General features: G+C 66.7%; 17 protein-coding genes. 12 read left to right on the top strand and 5 right to left on the bottom strand.

Annotation, left to right across the window (positions count from 1 at the left end; genetic code table 11):
• Positions 1-3 precede the first annotated feature (3 nt).
• Together NWF24_RS25195 and NWF24_RS25190 are read right to left on the bottom strand one after the other, a co-directional pair.
• Positions 4-525 (bottom strand): hypothetical protein, encoded by a 522-nt coding sequence (locus tag NWF24_RS25195; RefSeq protein WP_258350932.1) that lies wholly within the window; start codon positions 523-525, stop codon positions 4-6.
• A 37-nt stretch (positions 526-562) separates the two neighbouring features.
• On the bottom strand, positions 563-1,342 hold the full coding sequence (locus NWF24_RS25190; protein WP_258350931.1) for a sigma-70 family RNA polymerase sigma factor: 780 nt from the start codon (positions 1,340-1,342) through the stop codon (positions 563-565).
• An 81-nt stretch (positions 1,343-1,423) separates the two neighbouring features.
• Here NWF24_RS25190 and NWF24_RS25185 point away from each other — a divergent pair, with 81 nt between their 5' ends.
• Positions 1,424-2,038 carry an ATP-dependent Clp protease proteolytic subunit gene (locus tag NWF24_RS25185; protein ID WP_371127339.1) on the top strand — a complete coding sequence of 205 codons (615 nt, stop codon included), beginning with the start codon at positions 1,424-1,426 and terminating at the stop codon, positions 2,036-2,038.
• On the opposite strand, the gene NWF24_RS25180 is transcribed toward NWF24_RS25185, so the two are convergent.
• Positions 2,039-2,428, bottom strand: coding sequence for a RidA family protein (locus NWF24_RS25180; protein WP_093048728.1), 390 nt, complete (start codon positions 2,426-2,428; stop codon positions 2,039-2,041).
• Between the two features lie 189 nt (positions 2,429-2,617).
• On the opposite strand from NWF24_RS25180, the gene NWF24_RS25175 reads away from it, so the two are divergent.
• The 9 genes from NWF24_RS25175 to NWF24_RS25135 all read left to right on the top strand — a co-directional run bounded on the left by NWF24_RS25175 (position 2,618) and on the right by NWF24_RS25135 (position 13,143).
• Positions 2,618-4,192: an ABC transporter substrate-binding protein gene (locus NWF24_RS25175; RefSeq protein ID WP_258350930.1), complete on the top strand. Its 1,575-nt coding sequence runs from the start codon at positions 2,618-2,620 to the stop codon at positions 4,190-4,192.
• Positions 4,193-4,208: 16 nt separating this feature from the next.
• Positions 4,209-5,477: a lactonase family protein gene (locus NWF24_RS25170; RefSeq protein ID WP_258350929.1), complete on the top strand. Its 1,269-nt coding sequence runs from the start codon at positions 4,209-4,211 to the stop codon at positions 5,475-5,477.
• 11 nt (positions 5,478-5,488) lie between these two features.
• Positions 5,489-6,430 (top strand): ABC transporter permease, encoded by a 942-nt coding sequence (locus NWF24_RS25165; RefSeq protein ID WP_258355349.1) that lies wholly within the window; start codon positions 5,489-5,491, stop codon positions 6,428-6,430.
• Positions 6,431-6,433: 3 nt separating this feature from the next.
• Positions 6,434-7,273: an ABC transporter permease gene (locus tag NWF24_RS25160; RefSeq protein ID WP_093048736.1), complete on the top strand. Its 840-nt coding sequence runs from the start codon at positions 6,434-6,436 to the stop codon at positions 7,271-7,273.
• Positions 7,273-8,310, top strand: coding sequence for an ABC transporter ATP-binding protein (locus tag NWF24_RS25155; RefSeq protein ID WP_258350928.1), 1,038 nt, complete (start codon positions 7,273-7,275; stop codon positions 8,308-8,310). Before NWF24_RS25160 ends, NWF24_RS25155 begins: the two co-directional genes overlap by 1 nt.
• Before the next feature lie 142 nt (positions 8,311-8,452).
• Positions 8,453-9,430, top strand: a complete 978-nt coding sequence (locus tag NWF24_RS25150) for an ABC transporter ATP-binding protein (RefSeq protein ID WP_258350927.1) — start codon at positions 8,453-8,455, stop codon at positions 9,428-9,430.
• 3 nt (positions 9,431-9,433) lie between these two features.
• Entirely contained in the window at positions 9,434-10,741 is a 1,308-nt protein-coding gene (locus NWF24_RS25145; RefSeq protein ID WP_258350926.1) for an amino acid deaminase, read from the top strand.
• A gap of 9 nt (positions 10,742-10,750) precedes the next feature.
• Positions 10,751-11,665, top strand: a complete 915-nt coding sequence (locus NWF24_RS25140; protein ID WP_258350925.1) for a MurR/RpiR family transcriptional regulator — start codon at positions 10,751-10,753, stop codon at positions 11,663-11,665.
• On the top strand, positions 11,662-13,143 hold the full coding sequence (locus tag NWF24_RS25135; RefSeq protein WP_258350924.1) for an N-acyl-D-amino-acid deacylase family protein: 1,482 nt from the start codon (positions 11,662-11,664) through the stop codon (positions 13,141-13,143). The genes NWF24_RS25140 and NWF24_RS25135 overlap by 4 nt, the downstream gene beginning before the upstream one ends.
• On the opposite strand, the gene NWF24_RS25130 is transcribed toward NWF24_RS25135, so the two are convergent.
• On the bottom strand, positions 13,140-14,378 hold the full coding sequence (locus NWF24_RS25130) for a lactonase family protein (RefSeq protein ID WP_258350923.1): 1,239 nt from the start codon (positions 14,376-14,378) through the stop codon (positions 13,140-13,142). The genes NWF24_RS25135 and NWF24_RS25130 overlap by 4 nt on opposite strands.
• A gap of 126 nt (positions 14,379-14,504) precedes the next feature.
• Positions 14,505-16,034, bottom strand: coding sequence for an FAD-binding oxidoreductase (locus NWF24_RS25125; RefSeq protein ID WP_258350922.1), 1,530 nt, complete (start codon positions 16,032-16,034; stop codon positions 14,505-14,507).
• Positions 16,035-16,352: 318 nt separating this feature from the next.
• Between NWF24_RS25125 and NWF24_RS25120 the strand changes: the two genes are divergently transcribed.
• Both NWF24_RS25120 and NWF24_RS25115 read left to right on the top strand, forming a co-directional pair.
• Positions 16,353-16,538, top strand: coding sequence for a hypothetical protein (locus NWF24_RS25120; RefSeq protein ID WP_258350921.1), 186 nt, complete (start codon positions 16,353-16,355; stop codon positions 16,536-16,538).
• A gap of 73 nt (positions 16,539-16,611) precedes the next feature.
• A complete protein-coding gene (locus NWF24_RS25115) occupies positions 16,612-17,034 on the top strand; it encodes a hypothetical protein (protein WP_258350920.1) in 423 nt (140 codons plus the stop codon).
• Positions 17,035-17,052 lie beyond the last annotated feature (18 nt).

The following is a 17,052-nucleotide window of genomic DNA, read 5'->3' as shown; positions in this document are numbered from 1 at the left end:
TCGCTATCGGTCTGCGCCACCGGCTTCGCGGCGCTGCATAACGGCTCGGAGCTGTGTCAGGTGGCGGCTGGTCCGCCAGCGTGACCAGATTGCCAGCAGCACCAACAGGGCGCCACCCGTCGCGCCCGAGAGCGTCCAGCGCAGGTTGTTGCTCCGCGCTTGTGCCAAGGCCTGGACAGTGGACGCATAGGTGCATTGCGCCTGGCCATTGGCAGTGATCTCAAAGAGCTGGTGGTCATCGTGCAGCACGGAGACCATGGTGCCCTTTGGCAGTCGAGCGATCTGTTGTTCGCATGCGTGGATGGAGAGCCGTTGGGAGCGGCCATCGGATTCGATGACCGCGTAGTTTGTAGATCGCGCCCGTCCGCTTCCCGGCTCGACACCGATGAACAGCCCTGAAGTGGGCGAGAGATCTTCTCTCTTCGTCTCTTGGATGAGTGCCAATGTGCTAAATGCAGCAAAAAACACTGCGATCCAAAGTCCGCCGAAGAGCGCTCCCGTCATCCCCCACAAGCTTTTGTTCATTGCCGGATTCTGCCGCCGGACCAGTTTCGCGCGACCGTCAGGCCGGCGACTCCTCGTGCACATTCCGCGTGCCCAACGGCAGCACGCAGACGAACTGGTTGCCCAGCGTCAGCACGAGGCCGAGCTGCCCGCCAACGTGAGTGACTTGGCAGACGGTATTCGGTGCCGTTGTCGCTGCTGCTGCTGCTGCTGCTGAACGCACGACAGCGCGCGTCCTGGGCTGGTGCAGCATGGCGAGCAGCACCTTCGCGCTGCGGTTCTGCAGCGATTGGCGATAGAGGTGAAGCGCCGCCTCCGTTTCGGCTTCGTCTCGCACACGCTCCGATGACGGTGCTTCGCCGCTGCGCAAGCGCATCAGGGCGCGATGCAACTGCTGCCGGCAACTGGCTTCGGTCTTTCCGGTGGCCTCGGCGATCTCGCTGTAGCTCAGTTCGAAGACTTCGCGAAGCAGCACCGCGGCGCCATCGGTTGGGGTAAGGCGGTCGGCCAGCAGGCGCAACGCGTGATCGGCTTCCTCGGCCTGCGCCGCATCGGTCTCCGCCGAAGGTGCTTCGGGCGCAAGCCCTTCAGCATCCCGCAACCACCGCTGCATCCAGTTCTCCCGCCGCAACTTGTCGATGGCCAGGTTCTGCATCACCGTCGTCAGCCAAGCCTGCACCGAGTCGGGCTCGGGCATGCCGCCAGCCTCGAGCGCGCGCAGGTAGCTTTCCTGCACCACGTCTTCGGCATCCGCCGGACCACCCAGCATTCGCGCCGCCGCGCGAACCAGCCGGCTTCGCAGCGCCGGGAATTGCGAGAGATAGCGTTCATCGAGCATCGCCGCAGCTTGCCATAGCGCGCAATGTCACGAAACTGTGGGCTTGTTCGTCAAGACAGTTCAACCACAGGAGCTTTCTCCATGCAGCCCATGTTTTCAATGGAATCCGACGACGACACCAAGCCCGCCGCCACCGCCGAGCCGCGCAACTCCTATCTGGAGGAAAAGGCGTTCAAGTCGCGCACGCTGCTGATCTTCGGGACCATCAGCGATTCGGTGGCGGCCGATGTGACGCGCCGGCTCATCGCACTCGACGCCGACAGCCCCGACAAGCCCATCGACATCCTCGTGAGCTCGCCGGGCGGGCATCTGGAGTCGGGCGATGCCATCCACGACATCGTGCGTTTCATCAGTGCGCCGGTGAACATGATCGGCACCGGCTGGGTCGGCAGTGCGGCCACGCACCTGTTCCTGGCGGCGCCGCGCGAGCGCCGCGTGTGCCTGCCGAACACGCGCTTCCTGATCCACCAGCCCAGCGGCGGCGCGGGCGGGCAGGCGACCGACATCGCCATCCAGGCGCAGGAAATCATCAAGGCCCGCCAGCGCATCGCGCACGAGATCGCGCGCGAAACCGGCAAGCCCATCGACGTGGTGCTGGCCGACATCGAGCGTGACCGCTGGCTCTCGGCCACGGAGGCCGTCGAGTACGGGTTGGTCTCGCGCATCATCCAGCGCAAGACCGAACTGCAGGCCTGATCAGGCCTTGGGCTTGTAGGCGACGACGTCGATCTCGACCTTGGCGTCGACCATCAGCCGCGCCTCGGTCGTCGAGCGCGCCGGCTTGTTTTCACCGAAGTAGCTCATGTAGATGCGGTTGAAGGCACCAAAGTCGCGCGCGTCCTGCAGCCACACGGTGCTCTTGCACACGTCGTCGAGCGTGGCGCCGGCCAGTGCGAGCACGGTCTTGAGGTTTTCCATCACCTGGCGCGTCTGCGCCTCGATGCCGCCCACCACGATCTCGCCGTCCTTGTTTGCAGGCACCTGGCCCGACACATAGACGAAGTCGCCGGCGCGCACGGCCGGGGAGAAGGGGCGAACCTGGCGGTCGGAGGCAAGGGGTGGGGCGCCGAGGTATTCGAGAGGCATGGGAGGGCTCCTGAGGTTGAAGTGAGCGGTAGAAGAGATCCGCGAGTATCCATCCAATATGAAAATCTATTTCAGAAAAACCCTTTATCGAGGGTTAACACGGATGATTTGGCATGAATACTGCTTCAAAGTCCGGGCCGAAGAGAAATTTTCTTTCACAAACTCGCCCGCCCCATGAAGGAGTTCCCCATGCCCCACGTCGGTCTTGTCCAGCGCCTGCCCATGCTGTCGAAGCGCAGCCTGCTGGGTGCCTCCCTGCTCGCGATGCTGTGCGCCGCGCTGCCCTACCAGAGCGCCCAGGCCCAGGGCCCGCGCAACTTCGCCACGCTGGCGATGGTGGCCGAGCCGCAGACGCTCGACCCGATGGCCTCGACCGCCGACCTGGTCGGAACCATCATGCAGCACGTGTACGAGACGCTCTACACCTTCGACGCCAAGTGGAACGTGGTGCCGATGCTGGCCGAGGGCATGCCGAAGATCTCGGCCGACGGCAAGACCTACGCCATCACATTGCGCCGCGGCGTGATGCTGCACAACGGCCGCGAACTCACGGCTGACGATGTGGTGGCCAGCCTGCAGCGCTGGATGGAACAGTCGCCGCGCGGCAAGGCCGTGGGCAAGGAAATCGACAGCCTCAAGGCCAAGGGCCCGCTGGCCGTCGAGGTGGTGCTGAAGGAACCCTATGCACCGCTGCTCTCGCAGCTCGCGCTGCCCAGCGGCATGGCCGCCATCATGGCCAAGGATTCGATCGCCTCGCCGCTGAAAGACTTCGTCGGCACCGGCCCCTACAAGTTCAAGGAGCGCCGCCCCGACCAGTTCGTGCTGCTCACGCGCTTCGACAAGTACGCGGCGCGCAAGGAGCCCGCAAGCGGCTACGGCGGCAAGCGCGAAGCGGCCATCGAAGAGCTGCGCTTCGTGCCCGTGCCCAACGCCAGCACGCGCGTCGAAGGCGCGCTGGCCGGCCAGTACGACTTTGCCGACCTGCTGCCGGTGGAAGCCCTGCCGCGCCTTGAGAAGTCGGGCGGCAAGACCGTACCGATCATGACGCCCTCGTTCGGCTTCCCGTACCTCGTGCTCAACACCAAGGAAGGCGTGGCCGCCAGCCAGCCGGTGCGCCAGGCGATCCAGACCGCGCTGGGCGAAGGCGAAATGCTCGCGGCCGGCTTCGGCGACACGCGCTTCTTCGTGGCCGAGGGCAACCATTTCCCCAAGGGCTCGCCGTTCTATTCGACCGCCGGTGCCGACCAGTACAACCAGCGCAACGCCGCCAAGGCCAAGGAAGCCGCGGCCAAGGCCGGCTACAAGGGCGAGCCGATCCGCGTGCTCACCAGCCGCCAGTACGACTTTCACTACAACATGGCGCTGCTGATGGCCGAGCAGCTCAAGCGCGCCGGCTTCAAGGTCGACCTCAACGTGGTCGACTGGGCCACGCTGGTGCAGCGCCGCAACGACGCCAAGCTGTGGGACATCTACGTCACCCACTCGGGCCAGTTCCCCGAGCCGATGCTCTCGCCGCCGCAACTCGGCGACGGCGCGCCCGGCTGGTGGGATTCGCCCGCCAAGAAGTCGGCGCTGCAGGCTTTCAATGTCGAGAGCGACCCTGCCAAGCGCGGTGCGCTGTGGGGCAAGGTGCAGCAGGTCGTGTATGACGAAGTGCCGTACATCAACGTAGGCAAGTTCAACGGCCTCTCGGCCAAGAGCCCGGCGCTGGACAACTACACGCCCGCGACCTGGCCGTTCTTCTGGAACGCGAAGATCAAGTAAGGCAGGGATACCAGCCATGCCATCGCGTCGCCAACTTCTGCAAGCCAGCGCACTGGCCTCCGGCCTCGGAGCCCTCGGCTTCAATTCGTCCATGGCCTCCACCGTCCAGGCCGCAACCTCCGGCCCCGTCTACGCCTACGTCGGCACCTACAGCGACGGCGGCAAGCCGTGGCGCGGCGGTCGCGGACTGGGCGTACACCAGTTCGTGCTCGACAGCGCCACCGGTGCGCTCAAGCCCATCCCCGGCGCGCCACCGGCGGTGACCAGTGCGGGCGAGGGCGCGAAGCTGCGCAACCCCGCGTCGCTCGCGCGCCACCCGAAGCTGCCGATGCTCTATGCGGCCAACGAGTTCGAGGCCGGCTCGGTCTCGGCCTTTCGCATTGGCGCGGACGGCGCGCTGTCGTTCGTCTCCGAGACGGCCTGCGGCGGCAAGGACCCGGCCTACATCAGCGTGCACCCCGACGGCCGCTTTCTCTTCACGGCCAACTACGCGAGCGGCGACGTCAGCGTGATCGCGCTGCGCGCCGACGGCACGCCCGATGCCAATGTTCCCGCAGTCGTCTACAAGGACATCGAGGCCTGCGGCGCATCCACGCCCTGCAAGCCCGGCGCCGACGTGGTGCCTGCAGCCGCGCGCTCGCACGAAGGCTTTGCCACCAGCGACCACGACGGCCCGCACGCGCACATGGTGCACGCCGACCCGAAGGGCAACTTCGTGCTGGTGGCCGACCTCGGGCTGGACCGCGTCATCTCCTACCGCTTCGACCGCATCACCGGCGTGCTGAGCCAACCCAGCACGGTGGCGGTGTCGGAAAGCTCGGGCGCGCGGCATTTCGTTTTTCATCCGAACGGCAAATGGCTCTACCTGGCGAACGAAGAGGCATCGACCATCGCCTTTCTGCGCTACGACAACGCCACGGGTGTGCTCACGCTGGTGAGCGAAACCTCGGCGCTGCCCAAGGGCTTCAAGGGCACCAGCTACGCATCGGGCATCCGCATGCTGCCGGACGGCCAGCACTTCGTGTCGCTCAATCGCCTGCACGATTCGATCTCGCTCTTCAAAATCGGCGCACGCTCCGGCGCACCCACGCTGGTGCGCGAGGAGTGGTCGCGCGGCAACTACCCGCGCAGCTGCACGCTCGACCCGAGCGGCAGGTTCCTCTACGTGTGCCACAACAAGCAGGGCGACAACGTCACCGTCTTCCGCGTGCAGGGCGGCGACATCAAGTTCACCGGCCAGTACGTTGCAGTGGGCAGCGCCGCCGCTATCGAGTTTTCCGCGTGATGAAGAAATCGATGTTCCGCTACATCGCCTCCCGCGCGGCCGGCATGCTCGTCGTGCTCGCCATCGTGGCGGTGCTCGTCTTCGTGCTCACGCGCGCGGCCTCGGGCGATCCGGTTTCGGTGCTGCTGGGCGACCAGGCCACCGCGGCCGACATCGCCCGCGTGCAGAAGGAGTACGGCCTCGACAAGCCGCTGCCCGTGCAGTTCGGCTACTGGCTGCGCGAGGTGCTGCAGGGCAACCTGGGCACTTCCATCTTCCTGCAGCGCCCCGTGACGCAGGCGCTGTGGGAGCGCTCCGAACCCACCACGCTGCTCGCGCTGATGGCGGTGGCCATCGCGGCGCTGATCGGCGTTCCGTGCGGCATCGTCTCCGCCGTGTTCCGAGGCCGCGTTATCGACCAGCTGTTCACCGGCGTCGCGATGCTGGGAGCGAGCATTCCGAGCTTCTGGCTCGGCATCGTGCTGATCCAGATCTTTGCCGTGTCCTTCGGCTGGTTCCCGGTGTCGGGCTACGGCGCGCCAGATGCGGCGTTGGCCGAGCGGCTGCATTCGCTGGTGCTGCCGGCGACGGTGCTGGGCCTGCTGAATTCGGCGCTCATCATCCGCTTCACGCGCGCCTCCATGCTCGACGTACTCGGTGAAGACTATGTGCGCACCGCGCGCTCCAAGGGCCTGAGCGAAAGCACGGTGGTGCTCAAGCACGCGCTGCGCAACGCGCTGGTGCCCATCGTCACGGTGATCGGCCTCACGGTGGCTCTGATGATCGGCGGCGCCGTCATCACCGAGACCGTGTTCGGCCTGCCGGGTGTCGGCAACCTCGTGGTCAGTGCCGTGCTGCGGCGCGACTACCCCGTCATTCAAGGTGCGCTGCTCGTGATTGCCGCGATCTATGTGCTCATCAATTTCTCGATCGACCTGCTGTATGCCGTGGTCGATCCGCGCGTGAAGGTCTGAGCGATGCGTATGCCCCGAATGCTCCGTCAGCTGATGCATCGCCGCATCGTGATGGTTTCTGCCCTGGTGCTGCTGGTGATCGCGGTGCTCGCGATCGGAGCGCCGCTGTTCGCCTCCATCGACCCCAACGACACGGCCGTGCTGGAGCGCCTGAAGGCGCCGAGCGCCGAGCATCTGCTCGGCACCGATGAACTGGGCCGCGACCTGTATTCGCGCATCGTGCACGGCGCGCGCTATTCGCTGGCCATCGCGGCGCTCACCGCGCTGGGCGCGGTCATTGCCGGCACGGTGCTGGGCCTGATGGCCGGCTTCTTCCGCCGGCTCGACGCGCCGCTGATGCGCGTGGTCGACGCGATGATGTCCTTCCCCGACATCCTGCTGGCCATTGCGCTGGTGGCCATCCTCGGGCCCTCGCTGATGAACACCGTGCTGGCGCTGGTGCTGGTCTACACGCCGCGCGTGGCGCGGGTGGTGCGGGCCTCGACGCTGGTGGTGCGCGAGCTGCTGTTCGTCGAAGCGGTGCGCGCGCTAGGCGTGCGCACCTCGCGCATCCTGTGGCGGCACATCTTGCCGAACCTGATGTCGCCGATCCTTGTGCAGGTGTCGTTCATCTTCGCGTACGCCATCCTGGCGGAGGCGGGGCTCTCCTTCCTCGGCGTCGGCGTGCCGCCCGAGATCCCGACCTGGGGCACCATGGTCGCGGGCAGCCAGCAGTACGCGCACCAAGCCTTCTGGGTGGTGCTGTTCCCGGGGCTCGCGATCATCTTCACGGCGCTGTCACTGCAACTGCTGGGCGACGGCGTGCGCGACCTGCTCGACCCGAAGCTCAAGAAGACATCGTGATGAACAACGCCAACAACACCCCGCGTCTCACGGTCAGCAACCTGAGCACCAGCTTCCCCACCGAAGACGGCCTCGTGCGTTCGGTGGCCGACGTGAGCTTTTCCATCCAGCCCGGCAAGACGACCGCGCTGGTCGGCGAATCGGGCTCGGGCAAGTCGGTCACCAGCCTCACGCTGATGCGCCTGCTGCCCAAGACCGCGAACGCGCAGGTCAGCGGCAGCGCCTCGTTCGTGACGCGCGAAGGCAAGACGCTCGACCTGCTGCAGATTGGCGAGCGCGAGATGCGCTCGCTGCGCGGCAACCAGCTGTCGATGATCTTCCAGGAGCCGATGACCAGCCTGAACCCGGTGTTCACCATCGGCGAGCAGATCGCGGAAAGCGTGCGGCTGCACAAGGGCCTCGACCGCAAGGCAGCGCTGGCGCACGCACTGCGCATGCTGGAGCTGGTCGAGATACCGGCCGCCGCGCAGCGCATTCACGAGTATCCGCACCAGCTCTCGGGCGGCATGCGCCAGCGCGTGATGATCGCGCTGGCCATGGCCTGCGACCCGACGCTGCTGATCGCCGACGAGCCCACCACCGCGCTCGACGTGACCATCCAGGCGCAGATTCTCGAACTCATGCGCCGGCTGCAGGCCGAGACGGGCATGAGCATCCTCTTCATCACGCACAACCTCGGCGTGGTCGCGCACCATGCGGACGACGTGGTGGTGCTGTATGCGGGCCGCGTGGTCGAAAGCGCGCCGGTGCGGCCGCTGTTCGCGCAGCCCGAGCATCCTTACACGCAGGGCCTGCTGGCCTGCCTGCCGGGCAAGGCGCGCCTGCCCGGCCAGCCCAAGCCCAAGCGCCTGTTCGCCATTCGCGGCCAGGTGTCGAGCCCGCTGGCACCGCCGCCGGGCTGCGCCTTCGAGCCGCGCTGCGACCTCGCGCTGGCCGGCTGCGCCGCCGAGATGCCACCGCTGATCGAAACGCACCACGGCCGCCAGGCGCGCTGCATCCGCGTGCAGCCGGCGCAACCATTGGCGAGGGTCGCATGACGCGCACGCCGCCTCCGTCTTGCTCCCTCTCCCGCTTGCGGGAGAGGGCTGGGGTGAGGGTGACCCCAGCGGCCTTCGCATGCACCCTCATCCCCCGCCTTCTCCCGCAAGCGGGAGAAGGAGCCAATACCGAATACCCACGATGACCACCGCAGCTCCCCTCATCGAAGTCCGCGGACTCAAGAAATACTTCGGCAGCAGCGACCGCCCGGTGCGTGCGGTCGACGACGTGTCGTTCGCCATCCAGCCCGGCGAAACGCTGGGCCTGGTCGGCGAATCGGGCTCGGGCAAGAGCACCATCGGCCGCACCGTGCTGCGCCTGCTCGAACGCACCAGCGGGCAAGTGCTGTACCGGGGCGACGACATCGGCACGCTGTCGGGCGAGCGCATGCGCAAGCTGCGCAGCAAGCTGCAGATCATCTTCCAGGACCCGTACGCCAGCCTGAACCCGAAGATGCGCATCAGCGCCATCCTCGGCGAGGCGCTGTCCACGCACGGCCTGCACAAGGGCGCGGCGGCGCGCGACAAGCGCATTGCCGAACTGCTCGAGACCGTGGGCCTGCGCGCCGAGCATGCGAGCCGCTTTCCTCACGAGTTCTCGGGCGGGCAGCGCCAGCGCATCGGCGTGGCGCGCGCGCTGGCCGTGGAGCCCGAATTCATCGTGGCCGACGAGCCGCTGTCGGCGCTCGACGTGTCCATCCAGTCGCAGGTCATCAACCTGCTGGCCGACCTGCGCGAGCGGCTGGGCCTGACGATGCTCTTCATATCGCACGACCTCGACGTGGTCGAGTACCTGTGCGACCGCGTGGTGGTGCTGTACCTGGGCAAGGTGATGGAAGTCGCCACCACCGAGGAGCTGTTCGCGCGGCCCTCGCACCCCTACACGCAGGCGCTGCTGGCTGCGAGCCCGAAGCCCGACCCCGAGGTGGCGACCGAGCGCATTGCGCTCAAGGGCGACATTCCCAGTCCCATATCGCCACCCTCGGGCTGCGTGTTTCGTACGCGCTGCCCGCATGCCATCGAAGCCTGCGCGCAGACCGTGCCGCCGCTCGAAGAAATTTCGGCAGGACACTACAGCGCCTGCATCCGCAAAGAACTGCTCTCCAACATTGCCGCATAGACCATGACTGACAAAGCCGTCGCCGCCAACGATTTCAACGACCCGCTGCTGGGCAGCAACTTCAAGGGCTACCCGCGCACCCAGGCGCCGCGCCGCCGCAGCGAGATCGGCGCTGCCGGATGGAACGTGCTCGCCGGTGACCTGCCGCTGCCACTGGCTGTGCTCAAGCGCGAGGCGCTCGAACACAACCTCGCGTGGATGCAGTCGCGCGTGCGCGAGTGGGGCATCGACCTCGCGCCGCATGGCAAGACCACCATGTCGCCGCAGCTCTTCCAGCGCCAGCTCGACGCCGGCGCGTGGGGCCTGACCTTTGCCACAGTCACGCAGCTGGCTGTTGGCGTGGCGGCAGGCGCTCGCCGCACGGTCATCGCCAACCAGGTGGTGAGCGACGAAGACCTCGCGGGCATCCAGATGCTGCTGAGCGAGCATGTCGACCTGCGCATCGTGTTCCTGGTCGATTCGCTGGCGCAGCTCGCGCTGATCGAGGACTGGGCGAAGCGCCACCCCGCGAGCGTGCCCTTCGAGGTGATGATCGAGATCGGCGTCGACGGCGCGCGCACCGGCTGCCGCACGCACGAGCAAGCGGTGGAGCTGGCCACGCGGCTGCGTGCGAGCGATGCGGTCAAGCTCGTGGGTATCGAGTGCTACGAAGGGCAGGGCGCCACCGGCCAGAGCGAGCCCGACGCGGCCTACGCGAAGACGCTGATGGACCGCGTGGAAGCGGTAGCGCGCCATTGCGACACAGAAAAGCTTTTCGAGACCGGCGAGGTGCTGGTTTCGGCCGGTGGCTCCGCCATCTTCGATCTCGTGGCTGGGCGCCTGAAGCCCGCGCTCGGCGCGCCGGTGCGCGGCCTGCTGCGCTCGGGCTGCTACGTTACGCACGACCATGGTTTCTACAAGCGCATGGTGAGCGCGGTCGACGAGCGCCTGGGCTGCGGTTGTGGCGAGAGCCTGGTACCCGCGATGGAGGTCTGGGCCACGGTGCAATCGCGCCCCGAGCCGGGCCTGGCGATTCTTGCGGTCGGCAAGCGCGACATCTCCTTTGATCTTTCGCTGCCCGTGCCCATCGCACGCGCGGCACGCGGCGCGCTGCAGCCGCAGGCCGTGCCTGCGGGCTGGAAGATCACCGCGCTCAACGACCAGCACGCCTACCTGCGCTGGGATGCGAACGAGGAAGCCGAAGCGCCCAAGGTCGGCGACCGCGTCGGCCTCGGCATTTCGCATCCCTGCACCACTTTCGACAAGTGGCACTGGATGCCTGTGGTCGAGAACGACTACCGCGTGAGCGACGCCGTCGCCATGCACTTCTGAGCACGCTGCATGACACCCTCCCTGCTTCAGAAAATCGCGCAGATCCGCAGCGACGCCCCGGCGACGCGGCGCGCGATTCTCGACCTGATCCTCGAAGACCCCGACCGCGTGCTCGAAGAAAGCTTCGAGCAATTGGCCGAACGCTCGCGCAGCTCGGTGCCCACCATCATGCGCACCTGCCGCGATCTCGGCTTTGCCGGCCTGCGTGAGTTCAAGCTCGCGCTCGCGCAGGAGCTGGCGCTCGGCGGCTCGCCGCTGCACCGCCGCGTGAACATCGAGGACGCGGCCGACGAAGTGGTCGGCAAGATCGCGCGCAGCGCTGCAGCCTCGGTCTCGGGCGTGCGTGGCCAGCTCGACATGCAGGTGCTCGACGGCGCCGTGGCGGCCATTGCGGCGGCGCCGCACGTGGACCTGTACGGCGCGGGCGCCACATCATGGTTCATGGCCAACGACCTTCAGGCGCGGCTCTTCAGGCTGGGCCTCTCGGCCAATGCCTGGGCCGACTACCACCTGCAACAGGTGGCCGGTGCGGCGCAGCGGCCGGGCGGCGTGGTCATCGCCATCTCGCACGTGGGCGGCATGCCCTCGCTGCTCGATGCGGTGGACATTGCGCGCGGGCAGGGCGCCAAGGTGGTCGCGCTCACGCGGCCCGGCACGGCGCTCGCGGCCAAGGCCGACTTTCTGCTTGGCCTTTCGGTGCCCGACGACGCGGTGATGCACGTGGGCATCGACGCCTACCTGACGCACCTCACGGCCATCGAAATTCTTACCGTGCTCGTGGCCCAGCGCCGCGGCGAGCCCGCGGTGCAGCGCCTTCAGCGCGCGCGCGAGGCCTTTCAGCGCCACGGCATCGACGCCACCACGCACCCGCTGCAAAGCTGGGACGGCGGCGGCATCAATAGCAAAAAGGGAACCGCATCGTGAGCGCGACGACGACGGGCAAAGCCATCCTGCTCGAAGCCGGTCTCGTGGTCGACGGCTCGGGTGGCCCTTCGTGGCCCGGCGACGTGCTGCTGCAGGGCGACCGCATCGTCGCACTCGGCGAAGGCCTGCGCGAACGGCTGCCCGATGGCCTTGCACTGGCCGACGTCGAAGTCGTCGACTGCCGCGCCAAGGTCATCGCGCCCGGCTTCATCGACGCGCACACGCACGACGACGCCATCGTGCTGCGCGACCCGCTGTGCCTGCCCAAGGTGTCGCAGGGCATCACCACGGTGGTGACGGGCAACTGCGGCATCTCGCTCGCGCCCTACCGCACGCCGCAGTCGCTGCCGCCGCTCACGCTGCTGGGTGCCGATTCGTTCAAGCACGCGACCATGGCCGAGTACCGCGCTGCCGTCGATGCGACGCAGCCGGCGCTCAACGTGGCAGCGCTGGTCGGCCACACCACGCTGCGCTTCGCGACCATGGAAGCGCTGGACCGTCCTGCCAGCGCCGACGAGCTGGCGCGCATGGAAGCGCTGCTCGACAGTTGCATGGCCGACGGTGCGCACGGCATGTCGTCGGGACTGTTCTACGAAGAGGCCTTTGCTGCGCCCGCCGAAGAGGTAACGGCGCTGGCGCGCGTCGTGGCCCGCCACGGCGGCGTGTACGCCACGCATCTGCGCAGCGAGATGCAGCAGATCATCGAGGCGCTGCACGAGGCCGGCGACTCGGCCTTCAACGCCGGCGTGCCGCTCGTCATCTCGCATCACAAGTGCGCCGGCCCTGCTAACTGGGGCCGCACCAAGGAGACGCTGCCGCTGATCGAGTCGCTGGCGCAGCGCCAGAAGATCGCGATGGACGTGTATCCCTACGTGGCCGGCTCGACCGTGCTGCGCGAGGATCTTGTCGATGGCGTGATCGATGTGCTGCTGACTTGGTCCGATCCGCATCCGGAGATGACGGGGCGCCTGGTCTCCGACATCGCGCGAGAGTGGGGCGTCACCGAGCAGGAAGCCTGCCTGCGCCTGAAACCGGGCGGCGCCTGCTACTTCCAGATGCAGGAAGAAGACGTGGAGCGCGTCATCGCGCATCCGCTCACCATGATCGGCAGCGACGGCCTGCCGCACGACCGGCATCCGCATCCGCGCCTGTGGGGCGCATTTCCGCGCGTGTTCGCGCGCTACTGGCGCCAGCGCAGGCTATTCACGCTGGAGCAGGCAGTGCACAAGATGACTGGCATGACCGCGCGCAACCTGCGCATCGCCGATCGTGGCCTGCTGCGAACTGGCGCGATGGCCGATGTGGTGGTGTTCGACCCCGAGACCATCGCCGACACCGCCACCTACGACCAGCCGCACGGCGTGAGCCTTGGTGTGGAGCGCGTGTTCGTGAATGGTGTGCTGGCCTACCGCGGTGGCGAGGCCGAAGCACGGGTGCTGGCGCGCGCGGGCCGGATGCTCACGCGCGGGGCTAACTAGGCAAACACCAGGCAGACCGGTGTCGGCACTTGTGCCACCTGCACCGGCTGGTCCAGCTTGCCGTTCGCGGGGTCGATGCGCAGGCGCAGGATGGCGTCGCCTTTTTGGCTGAGCGCGTAGAGGTGACTGCCACTGGGCGCCATCGCCAGCGCGCGCGGGAAGCGCAGGCCTTCGCTCCAGTGCTGCAGCGGTGTCAGCGTGCCGCTGGTTGCGTCGATGCGGAATGCTGCAATGCTGTCGGCCAGCGGATGCTCCGACTTCAGCCGGCGGTTGCTCGCGTAGAGAAACTGCCCCGAGGGATGCATCACCAGTGCCGCCGAGTTTTTCTGGCCGGTGAAGTCTTGCGGCACGGTCGAGATCTGCTGGCGTTGTTCGCCTACCTTGCCACTCGCCGCGTCGTAGCCGAAGCAGGCGACGGTGGCATCGAGTTCGTTCACCAGATAGAGAAAGCGCTGTGACGGATGCAGCGCCAGGTGGCGCGGGCCGCTGCCGGGCTGCGTGGCCGTGCGGCCGAGCAATGCCAGCTTGCCATCGGCGAGCGTGAAGACGTTGATGCGGTCGCTGCCGAGGTCGGTAGCGAGCACGCGCTGGCCCGAGGCATCGAACTGCACCATGTGCGGGTGCGGCGATTCCTGCCTTTCGGTGTCGGGGCCGGAGCCGGTTTCCTTTTCAATGCTCGAGACCTTGCCCAGCGTGCCGTCAGCACCGATCGGCAGCACGTTGTAGGCGCCGCCGCCATACAGCGCCACCACCAGCGCGCGGCCATCCGGCGACACGGCCAGATGCGCCGGGATCACGCCTGAGAGTGACAGTGGCTGGCGGTTGATCAGCGTCAGGCGGCCACTGCGTTCATCGATGGCATAGGCTTCGGCAGTTCCGGTGGGCAGGCCCTGGTAGGTGTCGATTTCGTTGATCGCGTACAGGAATCGCTGGCTGGGGTGCACCGCGAGAAACGAAGGGTTCGCGCTTGGAACGGCTTGCACTTGCGTCCAGCTGCCGTCGTTGATGGCGAGCACATAGATGCCCTTCGATGCGGGCCCGCCGGCCGTGCCGCCCGGTGCGTCGCTGGTGTAGGTGCCGACATATGCGAAGCGCGGCGCTGGTGTGTTGCTGACCGGAGCTCCCGCCGGGCTCGGGGCTTGTGCGTTGGCGGGCAGCCACGGCGTCATGGCGCCGAGGGCGGAGGTGCCGCCGATCCATTGCATGACTGTGCGGCGTTGAGGGCGATGTGTCATGGGATTCCTCTTGTGATTTGGCTCAGTGGTTGCTGTTCAGGGTGTGTGCGAATGACACCGGGTACTCCCCTCCGCGAATGTCCCCCGTCGGCGTGATCGCGCCACAAACAAAAGCGAGGGCTCATCTCAAGGCCGCACAGACATTGCATGGTGAAAGATGTTGTTCGGGTCATACCGACGCTTCACCTTCCGCAGAAGGTCGTAGAGCCCCTGGTCGCCGTAGTAGAGCTGCGACCAGAACGGGTAGGCCAGCATGTCGCTGTCCGGGTAGTTGATGTAGCAGCCCTCGTAGCGCTCGCCGGGGTAGGGCGTGCCGGCGTAGCGTTCGGGTACGTCGGGCGTGCCGTACACGTCGCGGAAGAAATCGCCGATCCAGCGCAGATGCCCGGCATCGTCCTTCGCATCGCGCCAGTAGGTCTGGTACTGCAGCTTCATGATCGAAGCGCGCTGCGGCACCGCGGTGTCGGCGATGCGTTCGGGCTTGTTGACGGCGCCGCCGTACGAATCGACCTGCACCAGCGACTGGCTGAGGTCGACACCCGGTATCACGCGCGTCAGGTGCGTGTAGATGCGCTGCGCCTCGCGAGCGCTGAAGTTCTGCTTCATGTAGGCCGACTTGTATTTGCCGCGCTGGTTGTCGCCCGAGCCGTTGAGGTACTGGGTGGCCGTGAGCCAGTCGTAGCGTGTCACCGTGTGTGGCTTGGAGCACAGTAACTGCCCCGCATCGCGCTGCGGGGCCGGACCCACGCCTGGCGGACGGCCCTTGGCGGGCACCGGCGCGCAGGCGCGAAAGCGATCGAGGAATTCGTTGAGCACCGTCAGGTCGTTGCAGGTGCCGTCGGGGTTGCAGAACTGCGTCAGCATCACGATCTGGCCCGACGAGCGATGCGTGAGCTTGAGCAGCGAGAACATGCCCCAGGTGTCGGGCGATTTGCCGCGCGTTGCCCAGTATTCGCCGTAGGTGGAGAGCAGGGCGGCAAAGCGCTCGGGCGTCATGGTGGCCCAGTCGAACGCGACCACCGCCAGCGCGACCTCGCGCGGCGCGGGCGGCAGGGTGTCGAACACATAGCTGGTGATCGCGCCGAAGTTGCCGCCGCCCGCGCCGCGGCATGCGCGGAACAGATCGGGCTCGCGGCTCGCATCCACGGTGCGTGGCACTACCTTGCCGCGGGAGTCGACCGTGAGGATGTCTACCGCCGAAAGCCAATCGACCGTCAGCCCCTGCAGGCGCGACAGCAGGCCATAGCCGCCGCCGCAAATGTGCCCGCCCGCGCCGACCGAATAGCAGGAGCCGCCAGGCAGCGTGACGTTGCTGCGCTTGTACAGGTCGAGGTATTCGTTCCAGTTCTGCGTGCCGGGGCCGACGCGATAGCGCCCGTCGCCGCTGGTGGGGCTCGCCTGGTTGAGCAGGCTCAGGTCGAGGATCGCGCCGTCGGGGTTGTTGGAGACGAAGTCTTCATAACAATGCCCACCGCTGCGCAACGTGGGCCGAAGGCCAGCATCGACGATGCGCTGCAGGGCAGCGGCTGCATCGCCAGCGTTCTCCGCCAGTTCGATGCGCGAAGCGGCGTCTGACTCCGTTGCAGGCCATCGCAGGTTGAAACCCTTTTTCAGGGTGTTGTAGCGAGCATCCTGGCGTGTCACGGTGATGGTCATGGGCACTTTCTGATGGTCGTCTTGCGACGGTGAGCGGGAAGCAGGCGCCTGAAATGAAAGACTTTTTCTTAATTTCCTTGATTTGACGAAAATATCGCGTAACGCCGCCTATATTGACGTCAATTATTGGATTGTTTGAAAGATATTTTCATAAGGACAACCCCGAATCGGTGGCCCTCGAAGTCAGCGGCTGCAGCACTGGCATTGCGTCGTATCCAGTTGGATATGACCCCACGACCCCTAAAGTTCTAACGCTCCCGGCAAAAATCGGTCAAACTGACGCACTCACCGGCCGTCGAATTCCGACTTGGAGCAAAGATGGACAAGGACGCTGAAGGCCTTGGCGCCGATTTCGAGCTGTGGCAGCAGCTCACTGACGACTACGAAGCAGCATTGGGCGCACTGGCCCGGGGTGAGCCGGGGGCGCGGGAGCGAGTGCTCCAGTTGTCGCTGGCGCTGCGGCAATTGCACCCGGACCTGTCCCCCGTCGAGCACAACGACTGAGGCGTTCCCCGCAGGGGCGCCACACAAGTCCGGCTCGGTAGGATGTGGCTCCCATCGCCACATCACCGCATACATGCACCCCGCCGCGCGTCACCTCGTCTTCCATGGCGCCATCGTTCTCCTGTTCGGGCTGTTGCTGGGCGCACCCTATGCGAAGGCGATCAAGCGTGAAGTCGCCGCTCACATCGTCAACTCGTGGCGCGTCGCGCATCTGAGCCTGCCCATTGGTGCGACGCTGATGCTCGCGACGGCGGCCGTGCTGCCCTGGCTCACCGTTCCTGCATGGATGCTCTGGCTCATTGCCGTTGCGCTGATCGTGTCGGCCTACGGGTTCTGCGTGTCGACACCGCTGGCGGCGATCTCGGGGCAGCGTGGGCTGTCTTCCGAAGGCACGGCAGGGTGGGGGAAGCTGGTCTATCTCGGCAACATGGTCGGCGCCGTGGCGTCAATCGTCGCTGCAGTGGCATTGCTGATCGCCGCCTTTCTGACGCTCTGACGACAACGAGGCAGGCGC

The organism is Variovorax paradoxus, from assembly GCF_024734665.1.
In the GTDB taxonomy this organism is placed as follows: domain Bacteria; phylum Pseudomonadota; class Gammaproteobacteria; order Burkholderiales; family Burkholderiaceae_C; genus Variovorax.
This window is presented reverse-complemented; position numbering and strand designations above follow the sequence as displayed.

Excerpts from the sequence above, each read along its gene's own strand:
- NWF24_RS25195 (WP_258350932.1), bottom strand. The coding sequence starts at position 525 with ATGAACAAAAGCTTGTGGGGGATGACGGGAGCGCTCTTCGGCGGACTT.
- NWF24_RS25190 (WP_258350931.1), bottom strand. The coding sequence starts at position 1,342 with ATGCTCGATGAACGCTATCTCTCGCAATTCCCGGCGCTGCGAAGCCGG.
- NWF24_RS25185 (WP_371127339.1), top strand. The coding sequence starts at position 1,424 with ATGCAGCCCATGTTTTCAATGGAATCCGACGACGACACCAAGCCCGCC.
- NWF24_RS25180 (WP_093048728.1), bottom strand. The coding sequence starts at position 2,428 with ATGCCTCTCGAATACCTCGGCGCCCCACCCCTTGCCTCCGACCGCCAG.
- NWF24_RS25175 (WP_258350930.1), top strand. The coding sequence starts at position 2,618 with ATGCCCCACGTCGGTCTTGTCCAGCGCCTGCCCATGCTGTCGAAGCGC.
- NWF24_RS25170 (WP_258350929.1), top strand. The coding sequence starts at position 4,209 with ATGCCATCGCGTCGCCAACTTCTGCAAGCCAGCGCACTGGCCTCCGGC.
- NWF24_RS25165 (WP_258355349.1), top strand. The coding sequence starts at position 5,489 with ATGTTCCGCTACATCGCCTCCCGCGCGGCCGGCATGCTCGTCGTGCTC.
- NWF24_RS25160 (WP_093048736.1), top strand. The coding sequence starts at position 6,434 with ATGCGTATGCCCCGAATGCTCCGTCAGCTGATGCATCGCCGCATCGTG.
- NWF24_RS25155 (WP_258350928.1), top strand. The coding sequence starts at position 7,273 with ATGAACAACGCCAACAACACCCCGCGTCTCACGGTCAGCAACCTGAGC.
- NWF24_RS25150 (WP_258350927.1), top strand. The coding sequence starts at position 8,453 with ATGACCACCGCAGCTCCCCTCATCGAAGTCCGCGGACTCAAGAAATAC.
- NWF24_RS25145 (WP_258350926.1), top strand. The coding sequence starts at position 9,434 with ATGACTGACAAAGCCGTCGCCGCCAACGATTTCAACGACCCGCTGCTG.
- NWF24_RS25140 (WP_258350925.1), top strand. The coding sequence starts at position 10,751 with ATGACACCCTCCCTGCTTCAGAAAATCGCGCAGATCCGCAGCGACGCC.
- NWF24_RS25130 (WP_258350923.1), bottom strand. The coding sequence starts at position 14,378 with ATGACACATCGCCCTCAACGCCGCACAGTCATGCAATGGATCGGCGGC.
- NWF24_RS25125 (WP_258350922.1), bottom strand. The coding sequence starts at position 16,034 with ATGACCATCACCGTGACACGCCAGGATGCTCGCTACAACACCCTGAAA.
- NWF24_RS25120 (WP_258350921.1), top strand. The coding sequence starts at position 16,353 with ATGGACAAGGACGCTGAAGGCCTTGGCGCCGATTTCGAGCTGTGGCAG.
- NWF24_RS25115 (WP_258350920.1), top strand. The coding sequence starts at position 16,612 with ATGCACCCCGCCGCGCGTCACCTCGTCTTCCATGGCGCCATCGTTCTC.